General features: G+C 32.9%; 8 protein-coding genes. 4 read left to right on the top strand and 4 right to left on the bottom strand.

What is annotated here, in order from left to right:
* Positions 1 to 110: 110 nt before the first annotated feature.
* The 3 genes from IW20_RS22950 to ygiD all read left to right on the top strand — a co-directional run bounded on the left by IW20_RS22950 (position 111) and on the right by ygiD (position 4,285).
* The gene (locus tag IW20_RS22950) at positions 111 to 1,535 is read left to right on the top strand and encodes an ATP-dependent DNA helicase (RefSeq protein WP_035628130.1); all 1,425 of its coding nucleotides are present in this window, start codon (positions 111 to 113) and stop codon (positions 1,533 to 1,535) included.
* Positions 1,536 to 2,035: 500 nt separating this feature from the next.
* Positions 2,036 to 3,166 (top strand): FAD-dependent oxidoreductase, encoded by a 1,131-nt coding sequence (locus IW20_RS22945; protein WP_035628128.1) that lies wholly within the window; start codon positions 2,036 to 2,038, stop codon positions 3,164 to 3,166.
* A gap of 288 nt (positions 3,167 to 3,454) precedes the next feature.
* The gene (ygiD, locus tag IW20_RS22940; RefSeq protein ID WP_035628125.1) at positions 3,455 to 4,285 is read left to right on the top strand and encodes a 4,5-DOPA-extradiol-dioxygenase; all 831 of its coding nucleotides are present in this window, start codon (positions 3,455 to 3,457) and stop codon (positions 4,283 to 4,285) included.
* A 203-nt stretch (positions 4,286 to 4,488) separates the two neighbouring features.
* On the opposite strand, the gene IW20_RS22935 is transcribed toward ygiD, so the two are convergent.
* Positions 4,489 to 5,814 (bottom strand): outer membrane protein assembly factor BamB family protein, encoded by a 1,326-nt coding sequence (locus IW20_RS22935; protein WP_035628123.1) that lies wholly within the window; start codon positions 5,812 to 5,814, stop codon positions 4,489 to 4,491.
* Between the two features lie 140 nt (positions 5,815 to 5,954).
* Here IW20_RS22935 and kdsB point away from each other — a divergent pair, with 140 nt between their 5' ends.
* Positions 5,955 to 6,689 (top strand): 3-deoxy-manno-octulosonate cytidylyltransferase, encoded by a 735-nt coding sequence (gene kdsB, locus IW20_RS22930; RefSeq protein WP_035628121.1) that lies wholly within the window; start codon positions 5,955 to 5,957, stop codon positions 6,687 to 6,689.
* A gap of 482 nt (positions 6,690 to 7,171) precedes the next feature.
* Here kdsB and IW20_RS22925 read toward each other — a convergent pair whose 3' ends face one another.
* The 3 genes from IW20_RS22925 to IW20_RS22915 form a co-directional block, all read right to left on the bottom strand.
* Entirely contained in the window at positions 7,172 to 9,577 is a 2,406-nt protein-coding gene (locus IW20_RS22925) for an alpha-ketoacid dehydrogenase subunit alpha/beta (RefSeq protein ID WP_035628119.1), read from the bottom strand.
* A 187-nt stretch (positions 9,578 to 9,764) separates the two neighbouring features.
* A complete protein-coding gene (locus IW20_RS22920; protein ID WP_035628117.1) occupies positions 9,765 to 12,512 on the bottom strand; it encodes a gluzincin family metallopeptidase in 2,748 nt (915 codons plus the stop codon).
* A 197-nt stretch (positions 12,513 to 12,709) separates the two neighbouring features.
* Positions 12,710 to 13,438: an LOG family protein gene (locus IW20_RS22915; RefSeq protein ID WP_035628114.1), complete on the bottom strand. Its 729-nt coding sequence runs from the start codon at positions 13,436 to 13,438 to the stop codon at positions 12,710 to 12,712.
* Between the last annotated feature and the right edge of the window lie 142 nt (positions 13,439 to 13,580).

Raw genomic sequence — 13,580 nt, 5'->3', positions numbered from 1 at the left:
TTATACGTGATGACAAACTTACAATTTTTTTTTATTCATTTGGGATTTTATGTGTTTCCCTCGCGTTTGATACCTATATTTGATGATAATTTTACATTAATATAACCGTTATGAGTTCTCCCCTGTTTTATAGTCTTTTACAAAAAAAATTCCCCTTTTCTCCGACCTATAAACAGGATATTTTTTTTCAGAAGATTGCTATATTTTTAACCGACACGACAAATGATACTATTTTTGTGCTTAAAGGATATGCAGGAACAGGAAAAACTACGGTAATTTCGACCATTGTAAATAATTTGAGCGAGATTGATAAGAAATATGTTTTGCTTGCGCCAACAGGTCGTGCTGCAAAAGTAATTGCCAATTATTCGGAGAAACCCGCATTTACAATTCACAAAAAAATATATTTTCCTAAGAAATCTTCTGGCGGTGGCGTTTCATTTACCATTCAGCCAAACAAACATAAAAACACCATTTTTATCGTCGATGAGGCTTCGATGATCTCAGATAGTAATTCAGATTCCAAACTATATGAAAATGGATCTTTATTAGACGATTTAATCTCTTATGTATATTCGGGAACCAATTGTAAAATGATTTTATTGGGAGATACAGCTCAGTTGCCTCCAGTAAATTTAGATATTAGCCCAGCACTTGATATTCATACGTTAAGTGTAAATTATAATAAAGAAATTGAACATATCGAACTTGACGAAGTTATGCGTCAGGAAGAAAACTCGGGTATTTTATTTAATGCTACGGAATTACGTGAATTACTTAAAGAGAGTTTTATTACCGAGTTTAGGTTTGATGTAAAGAGGTTTAAAGATATTGTACGATTAACAGATGGCTACGATATTCAGGACGCGATAAACTCTGCATATAGTAATTATAGTATTGAAGATACGGCATTTATTGTACGTTCTAATAAACGAGCCAATCAGTATAACGAACAAATTCGTACCAAGATTTTGTTTAAAGAAAGCGATCTTTCTACAGGAGATTTCCTGATGGTGGTTAAGAATAATTATTATTGGCTGAAAGATTCTGATGAAGCTGGTTTTATTGCTAATGGTGATATTATCGAGATTCTTGAAATCTTTAGTATTCAGGAATTATACGGATTTAAATTTGCTAAAGTAAAAATCCGAATGGTCGATTATCCAAACCAAAAACCTTTAGAAACAGTTTTATTATTAGATACTATAAAAAGCGAATCACCATCTTTAAGTTTTGAAGAATCGAATAGATTGTATGAAGAGGTAATGAAAGATTATGAGGGTGAAACAACAAAATACAAGAAATTCCAGAAGGTAAAAGAAAACGAATATTTTAATGGTTTACAAGTAAAATTCTCTTATGCGATAACTTGTCATAAATCGCAAGGAGGGCAATGGGATACTGTTTTTATAGAACAACCTTATTTGCCAAACGGTATCGACAGAGACTACATAAGATGGTTGTATACCGCTATGACGAGAGCAAAAAACAAATTATATTTGATAGGTTTTAAAGACGAATATTTTGTTGAATAATTCCCGAAAGAAGAAAATTAAAAACATAAAGCGAATTGATTTTTAAAGAGTTAGGTTTGTAATTCTTTAAAACTTGAAACTTCTCTTATAAGCATAAAAAGCCTGTAAATTCTTGGATTTACAGGCTTTTGTTATTTCAAAATAAATCTATTTTATATGCTTAAAATTTCGAAAGGCAACAATATTTGTTAGAGAATAATGAGCTACTACGTTTTGTATATTATTGATATACGGATATCTGTATGTCGTAATCTTTTCTTTGAAGATTTAATTCCTTTTTTTAAAGAGTTTATTAGGTATAAATACCTGTTTTTTCTTGTTTTTTAATTCTTAACTTATTGATAACATTTGTGTTATGTGGTAAAGCTTTATATTTGATACGCCCAATTTCAAATAAAGTTTAGAGTAACTGCTAGTATTTTTTTTAATTGAAAAAAAAGTAAATCTAACCAAGTTAAATACCATCTAAATATAAAATTATCCCCTAAATCTTAATAAAAATGAAAAAAGTTTTAATTATTGGAGCAGGTGTTAGTGGTCTAACAACTGCACATTGTTTAGCCGAGGCAGGACACAAAGTTTTAGTCCTATCTAAAGAGTTTTCGCCAAATATAACCTCTAATGTTGCAGGTGCGCTTTGGGAATGGCCGCCTGCTGTTTGTGGGTATCATAGCGATCTTGTTTCTCTGGAACGATCCAAAGAATGGTGTATGACAAGTTATGATAAGTTTTATCAATTAGCCAAAGAAAAAGGAACGGGTGTTTATATTAAAGAAGCGTTTTTCTTTTTTAGGAGTTTGGTTAATGATGATGATTTTCAATTGAAAAAAATGAATGAAATTAGAGATAATACGAAGGGATTTAGTCATGATGCCTCGTTTATCGAAAAAGAAGGTATTAATCCTAATATAGGTTTGGTAGATGCTTATCGTTATGAGGCTCCTATGGTTGATACGGATACTTACATGAAATGGATTATGGAGCAAGTTCTTTCTTTAGGTGTAGAAGTTGTTCAGGGAGAAATTAATCTGGAATTAGCTTCGATAGAAAAAGAACTAAAAGAAAAATACAATTGCGATTACATTATAAATTGCTCAGGTTTGGGTTCTATAAAATTAGCAAACGATGAGATGCATCCATTGCGTGGTGCTTTGGTTAGAATTAAAAACAATGGAGTAAAGTTTCCGATTTTAGATAAAGCTTATTGTGTTTCATTTGATCAGAAAACGCAAGAGCAAAATATTGTTTTTATTGTACCCCGAGGAGAAGACCGCGTTATCTTAGGTGCTCTTGCCGAGGAAGATGAATGGGATAAAAACATTAATCTGGAAAATTACGAACCTATTCGTGAAATGTTCAGACGTTGTAAAGAATTCTTACCAATACTTAAAGATGTTGAACTTGACGAAAAAGAACCTGTTAGAGTGGGATTGCGTCCTTTAAGAAAAGGTAATGTTCGCTTAGATTGGGAAGGAGATTATTCGTCTATAATTCATAATTATGGGCACGGAGGTTCTGGTGTTACGTTTTCTTGGGGTTGCGCCGAAGAGGTAGTTGCGATGATTGCAAATCGGGTACATCATGAGAAAAAATTATCTGAATCTCTAACTGATTCTGAAAGAATAATGTAGAATAAAAAAGCAAGAATACTTATTTTAAAACAGTGGTAAATGTATGTTTATCGCTGTTTTTTTATTAAAATAAATCCCGAATTTATTAACTTTATAAGTAATTGGTTTTCGTGATTATTAGTATGTCTGATATGTTTTACTAAAACTATATTAAGATTAAGTGACTAATACTATAAAGGACGATTAAACTAATTATATTTGAAATGTTTTTTTTTTGAACAGAATTCCACATGGCTAATTCGCAAAATCTGCGTTAGCTTTTTAATAAACATAAATCTTATTTAGATTATGACAACACTAAATGATTTACATACAATTTCGCAAACTTTCTCCAATACAGATAAAATGCCCGTTTTATTTTTAGGACACGGCAGCCCGATGAATGCTATCGAAGAGAATGAATTTGTTGCAGGATTTAGAAACTTGGCCAAAACTTTGCCGCAGCCGAACGCTATTTTGTGTGTTTCGGCACATTGGTATACTAAAGGAACAAAAGTTACGGCGATGGAAATGCCTAAAACGATTCACGATTTTGGAGGTTTTCCTCAGGCTTTATTTGATGTGCAATATCCTGCTAAGGGAAGTCTGGAATTAGCCGTTGAAACGAAAAGAATACTTAGTCCTGTCGAAATAGAATTAGACGAAACTTGGGGGTTGGATCATGGAGCTTGGAGTGTGATTAAGCATTTATATCCAGAAGCAAATGTTCCGGTGATTCAGTTAAGTATTGATTATACAAAATCGGGACAATATCATTTTGAGTTGGCTCAAAAATTACAATCGCTACGTCATAAAGGCGTTTTGATTATTGGTAGTGGTAATATAGTTCATAATTTAAGATTAGTCGATTTTCATAATTATGACAGAGACAATTATGGCTACGATTGGGCGATTGAAGCGCGACAAACCGTTAATGATTATTTGCTGGACGGAAACTTTCAGCCACTTATTAATTACGAAAAAATGGACAGAGCTATTCAATTAGCCATTCCTACTCCAGATCATTATTTGCCTTTGCTTTATACGTTAGGCTTAAAAGATAAATCCGAAGAGTTAAGTTTGTTTAATGATAAATTACTAGCTGGGTCATTGAGTATGACTTCGGTTAAGATTATGTAATATGTATAGTATACTGTTTCAGTCGCAGTCACAGTTTTTTCAGATTGTCTATAAAGTAACGCGGATGACACGGATTTACAAAAGTAAAGACGCAGAAAAAACGGATTTCTATTTATTGTTTTAAAAATCCGTTTTTATCTGCGTCTTCGCCTTAGCGAATCAGTGTTATCCGCGTCCTTTTTACAGTGAGTTAAATAAAATTTTTACAATCCAATAGCATAAAAATACCCATCGCCACTCCCGAAATAAACGGTATTGTTACTAATATATGGTGAAGAAACAATTGGGCCGAGTTTGTAAAACTCATCCATAACTTTTTTGGTTTCTTTATATTGGGATAAATCCGAATCTTTGGCAGCGTATACAAAATCTAGTTGGTCGTTGTTTACTAATTTGGCTGCATGTTTTTTTCTGCCATCGGTACTTATAAAGTTTGATATTTTACCTTGCGAAAGGATATCGAGTGCAAAGAAATTACCTGTAAAATCTCCAAAATAAACAGTGTTTCCAGAAATTGCTGGTGATGAGTATACGTATCCGCTTGTTCTAAAACGGTATAGTTCTTTTCCCGTTTTAGCATCTAAGGCGAGTAGGGCATAAGTGTCTGAGGTTCCTACATATATAATATTGTTTAGTATTACAGCTGAACTGAGAATCCAGGAATTTTCAGCATCGTATTTCCAGATTAGCTTTCCTGTTTCAGAGTCTAAAGCAAAAAAGTAAGGATCTCTTGCGCCAAAATAAACCATTCCGTTGGCAACTGTTACAGAAGATTGAATTCCTTTGAATCCTATTTTGTCTTCAGTTACAAATTTCCATTTTTCTTTTCCTGTTTTACAATTTATTGCAAATAGTTTGGCATCCCAACTACCAATGTATAGCGTATTTTTATTTATTACTGGCGTACTATGAATTGGTCCATCAGTTTTAAATTTCCAATTTAAATTTCCTTTTTTAGCGTCTAGTGAATATACATTTCCGTCGCTGCTCCCAAATAATACCGAAGCTGATTTGTCGTCTTTGTAAACTACGGGCGATGATAAAAAATAGTCCCATAAATCATCCGTAAGGGGATCGTTTGGATATAGGTCTAACATTCGAACTTCTCTATACCAGTTTTCTCCTCCGGTTTTAAATTTCCAAATTTCTTTCCCAGTTGTTGTATTTACGGCATAATAATACCCATCAAAACTACCAAAAAAGATGGTGTTTTCGTATATGCTTGGTGAGCTATGAATTGCTCCATTTGTTTTGAATTTCCATTTTAGATTTCCAGATTTTTCTTCGATAGCATAAAGAAATCCATCTTCGCTACCAATATATACAATTCCTTTTTTGGCTATTGGCGATGAGAATATTTTACCGTCTGTTTTAAATTTCCATTTAATATCTCCTAATGGTTGATATCCTTTACCAGGAAATACTCGGTCTGAAAATGAGTTTATGATTGAGGAATCATTTGTTTGTGCAAATAAATTGTTTACTGCAAAAAAGAAATAGAGTGGGAGAAGGGCTAATAATCTGTTCATATTTTTTTTGTCATAAAAATAAATATTTTATAAGATATTAAAGTTTAATTATTTAAGAAATATGTTAAAAATAATTTTTTAAAACCTGATTGTGAATAGGTATATTTGTTTTTACGATTTATCACTAATACATACAAGAAATGAAAATAATAGCAGTTATTCCCGCACGTTACGCTTCTACACGATTTCCAGCCAAACTTATGCAAGATTTGGGTGGCAAAACAGTAATTTTAAGAACGTATCAAGCCGCAATACAAACTAATTTATTTGATGATGTATTTGTTGTAACAGATTCTGATATTATATTCGACGAGATTGTTTCAAATGGTGGTAAGGCGATTATGAGTATCAAAGAACATGAATCGGGAAGTGATAGGATTGCCGAAGCGATCCAGAATCTTGAGGTTGATATTGTTGTAAATGTACAAGGAGATGAACCTTTTATCGATGCTGAACCTCTGGCAAAAGTGATTGAAGTTTTTAGAAATGATTCTGATAAAAAAGTAGATTTAGCGTCTTTAATGCGTGAAATTAAAGATGAATCTGAAATAAATAATCCTAACAATGTAAAAGTTGTGGTAGATCAAAGCGGTTTTGCTCTGTATTTTTCTCGTTCGGTTATCCCGTATCCTAGAGATAATGATGTTGGTGTGCGTTATTTTCAGCATATCGGAATTTATGCTTTTAGAAAACAAGCTTTACTAGATTTTTATAGTTTACCAATGAAATCGCTTGAGGCTTCGGAGAAGTTGGAGCAATTACGCTATTTGGAGTTTGGAAAACGCATAAAAATGGTAGAAACGACTCATGTAGGAATAGGAATCGATACGCCTGAAGACTTAGAGAAAGCTAGAGTATTGTTGTTGTCGAAATAAAGAGATTCTATTAAGCCGCTTTTATTTATTGTCGATTTTGTAAACGGGGCTTCGAGTCCGCTCAGCCTGACAATATAGTATATAAGCAGTAATGAGTATTTATACTCAATGTTGTTGTTGCCAATCTTGTCTTTCTGAGGTACGAAGAATCTCAATTTTGATCATAGCCCACGGTTTTAACCGTGCGGTACGGATTATGAAAATGCATTGCGCTCCAACGGTTGAAACCGTTGGCAATGTTTATATAATGTTATTTGTATTTGCAATTTTAATAAATCCCCAAATCCTAGCCCTGATGGTAGCGGCATCCTTTTTCTGGCTTTTTTTTGCCAGTAAAAGATATAGCGGACAGCAGGAAATAGCTCCTTAAAAAATGAGTTGTTAAAGTAAAAGGAAGTTAATCCATTTAAAATAGTCTATAAAAAAAGCTCCAAACCGTAATGATTTGGAGCTTTTTTGTATTTGATGATTAAACTAATTTCTTAGTATAAATTAGGATATTTAGATGGATTTACCTCGTTCATCATGCTGTATACTTTTTCGTAAATATCTTCGGCTGAAGGTTTAGAGAAGTAATCGCCATCGGTTCCGTATGCTGGTCGGTGAGCTTTTGCAGTTAATGTTTGTGGTTTACTGTCTAAATGTACGTATGCATCTTGTTGTTCGATGATTTGTTGTAAGATGTATGCTGAAGCTCCACCTGGTAAATCTTCGTCGATTACTAAAAGGCGGTTTGTTTTTGCAATACTTTTTACAATGTCTTGGTTAATATCAAACGGAAGTAATGATTGTAAATCGATAACCTCGCAGTCAATACCTACTTCTTGCAACTCTGTAGCTACTTGTTCTACCAATCGCAAAGTCGATCCGTAAGATACTAGTGTAATATCTTTACCTTCTTTTAGGGTTTCTACAACTCCTATAGGTGTTTTAAATTCTCCGTAGTTTGTAGGTGCTTTTTCTTTTAGTCTGTATCCGTTTAAACATTCGATTACTAGTGCTGGCTCATCACATTCTAATAATGTGTTGTAGAATCCTGCTGCTTGTGTCATGTTTCTAGGAACGAGTACGTGTATTCCTCTTATTGCATTTACAATCATTCCCATTGGTGAGCCAGAATGCCAGATTCCTTCTAAACGGTGTCCGCGTGTTCTGATTATTAATGGTGCTTTTTGTTTTCCTACGGTTCTATATTGTAATGTTGCCAAATCGTCGCTCATGATTTGGATTGCATATAGTAAATAATCTAAATATTGGATTTCGGCAATAGGGCGTAATCCTCTTAATGCCATACCAATACCTTGACCTATTATGGTTGCTTCACGAATACCTACATCGGCAACACGAAGTTCTCCATATTTTTCTTGCATTCCTTCTAATCCTTGGTTTACATCACCAATGTTTCCTACGTCTTCTCCAAAGATTAAGGTTTCTGGATATTTTGTAAAAATGGCATCAAAGTTATCTCTTACAATCATTCTACCATCTACATCTAGGCTGTTTGCTTCGTATTCTGGTAAAACTTTCTCTACTGAGTATACATTAAGATTAGAATCTGAAAATAAATTACTGCTGAATTTTTCCTGTGTTGTAGCAATGTATGCTGTAATCCAGTTTGCTAATTCGTTTTTGCAATCTTCGTTTACAACTAAACGCAATACTTTTCTGGCTGCTGCAAGCATTTCCTTTTTTAGAGGAGATTTTATAGCGGCTAATTCGTTTGTTAGTTTTAATATCTGTTCTTTATTAGCGCTATTATTTGCAGTAGTTTCTAATAAAGTAAGTAATACTTTTTGATCTTGTATAATTGGATCTATAAAAGAGTTCCATGCTTCTTTTTTGGCATCGAGTACTTCTTTTTTTAATTGCATATCAATTTCGTCCAATTCTTCTGGCGATGCGATATTTATAGCAATCATCCATAATCTCATTTGGCGTATACAGTCAAATTCTTTTTCCCAAGCCAGTCTTGCTGCGTTTTTATAACGTTCGTGAGAACCCGAAGTCGAGTGTCCTTGAGGTTGTGTTAACTCATTTACATGAATTAATACCGGTATATGATTTTCGCGTGCAATCGCTGCTGCTTCTTCGTATGTTGCAATTAATTCGGCATAATCCCAACCTTTTACTCTAAAGATTTCGTATCCGTTTGAGTTTTCGTCGCGTTGGTATCCTTTTAATATCTCCGAGATATTCTCTTTGGTAGTTTGGTGTCTTGCATGAACAGAAATTCCGTATTCATCATCCCAAACGCTCATTACCATTGGTACTTGTAATACTCCGGCAGCATTTATGGTCTCAAAGAATAATCCTTCGGATGTACTAGCATTTCCGATAGTTCCCCATGCAATCTCGTTACCATTTACAGAGAAATTGTCTTTTATTTTTATGCCGTCTACGTTTCTGTATATTTTAGATGCTTGTGCAAGTCCTAATAATCTAGGCATTTGCCCTGCTGTAGGAGAGATATCTGCGCTAGAGTTTTTTTGTTTGGTTAGGTTTTTCCAAGAACCGTCTTCGTTTAAACTATGAGTAACAAAGTGTCCACCCATTTGTCTTCCTGCCGACATCGGATCAAAGTCTAAATCGGTATGGCCGTATAAACCAGCAAAAAATTGTTTAGGAGTTAATTCTCCAATTGCCATCATGAAAGTTTGATCGCGGTAATATCCCGAACGGAAGTCACCATTCTTGAAAGCTTTTGCCATCGCCAATTGAGGAACTTCTTTACCGTCGCCAAAAATTCCAAATTTGGCTTTTCCTGTCAATACTTCTTTACGACCTATTAAGCTACATTCCCGGCTAATAATAGCGATTCTGTAGTCGTTCAAAACTTCGGTTTTGAAATCTTCGAAAGTAAGTGTAGTATTGTTTTTTTCTTTTATCATAATCTGGAAAGGGTCATGTTAGGTCACAAAATTACTTAAAAACTAGCAATTATCATAATTCGTTAAAAAAAATATAATTTAATTATCTGTATTTAAAAGGGTGTAACCGTATGCTTTTTTTATTGTTTTTTTACTGTTTTGTGTAATTAGATGATAATAATTTATGTTTTGTGTAATTTTTATTTGATTAAAACCATTTTCTTGTAAAAAGATTGGTTAATGTTTTAGGCGATAAAGTAACTACAAAACGTATTTTTTCGCCGTATTTATCTTGAGAAATTTCCCACCCATTGTTAGAGTATACCGGAAAATACAATTCAAAATAATCAGGAACGAAATTTAATCGGATACCGCTATCATATATAAATTTCTCTGCAAAACCTTTACTTTTAATAAAACCAACGTCTCCATAGGCCTCAATCCAGTTCCAAAGCGAGTAACTTGCATTTAAAGTAGTTATCCATTGGTTTGCATATTGTGGAGTTAGTTTAGATTTAAATCCACCTTCGGCCATTATAAATTGTTGGCTAAAAAGACCGGTGCTTTCCGACCTTCCATAATAATTATAATCAAACAAATAATCTGTAGGACGATCTATACCAAAGCTAAAATAATCAGAATTGGTGTTGTTGTACATAAACGTTCCAGCATACATTCTTAGATTAACCTGTCTATTATTCTCAAAAAGTTTTCTAAACTCTACTTCACTAGCTACTTTTCCAAATTCACTCGAAAATTGTACTTCCGACATAAAGTTAAAATGATTTGTAACTTCGGTTTTAGTATTAAAATAACGGGCATTAAATACAGAATAATTAGGACTAGAATTGTCTGTAACATAATTGCTTTTTTCTCTATTTACAATTACCTGACGCAATGTAATAAATTGTTTTCTGTTGTCACGAAAGTTTTCTTCTCTTATTCGTAATTGTACTGATGGATTCAATTTTAAATAAGTTGCATCTGGAGCATAGTGAAAATAAGCCTCAGAAAAGGAATATTTTACATTATATAAAGTACTGTTTCTAAAATTCTGAACATAAGAGAAACCCGATGAACCCGATATTGTTTTTGCTTTTATAGAGTAAGCAGGATTAATATCAAACGTAAATGGTTTGTCTAATATCGTTTTGTTATGAAAACGTATTCCGGGAGTAATCCCATCATAATAATTATAGTTAAGCGTAGGGATATAGATTATCTGATTGTAATACGGATCTTCTAGATCTTTGGCAAAATTAAATTTTATAGGTCGATTGGTTGGCGAAAAACCTTTTAGCGATTTCCAGTTGTTTCTTAAGTTATACTCAGGAACTTCATTATCATAGTTTAAAACAATTTTGTCGGCATTTTTTCTTTCTATAGTAAATGTAGTATCAGTTGTTTTAGGATCAATCCATTGTTTAAACATTACCTCTTTTTTCTTCACTCCATATACCGGAATTGGGAGATAGGTTTCGGTTTTATTTCTTATCGAGAATGTAATACTGTCTTTTGTTCTAGAAACATTATGAAACTTATAATCTATTATATCTCTAGAGTTTATTATAATATCAAAGAACCAGTTAATATTCTTTTTAGCATTATAATTTAAAAGACTTTCAAAATTAGTACGGCTTACTTGCTCTATTTTATTGAGTTCATAAAAATCCTGAATACTAGTTTGTACACTATTATTACCTAAATAATCATCTAGGTAACTAAGGCTAAGACCAGCACGATATTTACTCGCAATTTGTTCGTTAAATTTTATAAGCGTGTTTTTAGGGTCGCCCAGTGGTTGGTCTAAGTTCTTGCGAGCCATAAGCATATAAAAATAGCTGTATTGCTCATTAAAACTCAAATTAGTTATTTTGTAGCTTTTTAAGATTTTTAGTTTCGAGAGACTTCCCATCATTTTCTGGTCAGGATAGTTTTCTTCAATATACTTCATCATGACATATATCTGTATACCATCATAAATCCAGTTGTCTTTTCTGGGATCCAGACGTAAACTATTCTTTAAATAAGTATTTAAATAAGTTTTTAAAAACTTAATTTCAAACATAAATTCATCCGGAAAAGGATTTATAAACGAAGGCAATTGGTTTAAACCATAAAACGGATTTCTTTCGTAATCTATTTGCGAAACAGTAATTTTTTCATGCGGATATTCACCAATATACTTATTAGCATAATCTACAATTCTGTTTATGGCAAGTGCCTTCTGAATATCGTTTAAGTTGTTGTTCTTTAAATTAGTAACAACCTCTGTAGAACCTATTTTATATTTAGTAAAACTATTTTTAGGTTCAATAAACAAGCTTAAATCAGTCCTTTTATTACCAGAATAATGTGTATTGGTGTATTTTTCAAATTGTTCTTGCGAGATCTTGTTTAAGTCGGTAGTAATAGTGTAATTATTAGGAACTTTTATTTCTACCTCATAATCCGTAGCAGCATTGGCAATATCATCCAGATTATAATTGTTGTATTTTATAAAACGATGATTCTCGAATCGGGCAGGGCTCAGGAACCAGTTTTTTAGGTTTAAGCTTCCGTTTTGAGAATATCCAAATCTCGTAAACTTATCACTAGGAATCTTTACGATATAAGTAAGATGTAATACAATTGTTTCGTTTGGAGCCAGTTTCTGGTTTAGTTTAACAACAATATAATCAGGATTTTTCGTCGTTCTTTCCCAAGAAAGAGCACCTTCTTGAGTATCGGTTAAACTGAGAATTGTTGTATTTCCTCTTTCTTCGGGTTTTGCAAGATGAAAACCTCTATAAAACTCATCCGAAAAACGTCTGGCAAGAGGCGTATTTTTATCCGAAAAGGCATTATTCCAATCATTAAGAACTACCGAAATTAAAGTATCATTAGATACATTATTAAAAGTAATATCTTGTCTGATGTTCAGAGTTTTGAGTTCGAGATTAACCGCAACCGTCATTTTAGAATGATGCTGTGCGTACTGTTTTATCGAGCTCAATAAAACAAAAGTGCAAATAGTAATTTTATAAAATAACTTCAATGATTGTCCTTAAAGATTTATTAACGAAATAAATATACTATTAATTGTGGATTAATAAAGCCACATATAGATAAAAAAGCATAAAAAAAAGCTGTTTTTACGCAGCTTTTTTTAATTTAAAAATTAGGACTTAAATCATATTTCTTATAGAATTTATCCAGAGCCTCAACCACTTCATCCTCAGAATCAACGATTTTAAATAAGTTCAAATCATCAGGACTTACTGTATGTTCTTTCTCTACCAATACGGTTTTTACCCAATCAATTAATCCTGACCAGAATTCAGTTCCAACCAAAATAATAGGGAACTTACCGATTTTTTTCGTTTGGATTAAAGTAATAGCTTCAAACATTTCGTCAAGAGTTCCAAAACCACCTGGCATAACCACAAAACCTTGCGAATATTTTACAAACATAACTTTACGTACAAAAAAGTAGTCAAAGTTTAAGTTTTTATCACGGTCGATGTAAGGGTTAAAATGTTGCTCAAAAGGTAATTCAATGTTCAAACCTACCGAAGTTCCTCCGCCAAGATGAGCACCTTTATTACCCGCTTCCATAATTCCAGGACCACCACCAGTAATTACACCATAACCAGCTTTACTGATTTTATAAGCAATTTTTTCGGCCAATAAATAATATTTATCTTCCGGTTTTGTTCTCGCTGATCCAAAAATAGATACACACGGACCAATACGTCCCATGTTTTCATATCCATTTACAAATTCAGCCATGATTTTAAAAATAGCCCAACTATCGTTAGTTCTAATTTCGTTCCATGTTTTTTGTTTTAATCTATCTTGGATTACTTTGTCTTCGTCATTATCAAAATCTTCTAATCTCATTTTCTTTGTATTAATTTATTTTTTAAAATTGTCACCCTGAGCGGAGTCGAAGGGGAGCTATTTCCTGCTATTCATTTCAATCTTTGTTGTTTTAAAGAAAAACAACAAAGGATTTTCATTACTATCAGGGCTAGGCTATACA

The sequence above is a fragment of the Flavobacterium hydatis genome (assembly GCF_000737695.1).
GTDB classification, from domain to species: domain Bacteria; phylum Bacteroidota; class Bacteroidia; order Flavobacteriales; family Flavobacteriaceae; genus Flavobacterium; species Flavobacterium hydatis.
The sequence above is the reverse complement of the archived record's forward strand: the minus strand, read 5'-3'. Positions and strand labels throughout refer to the sequence as shown.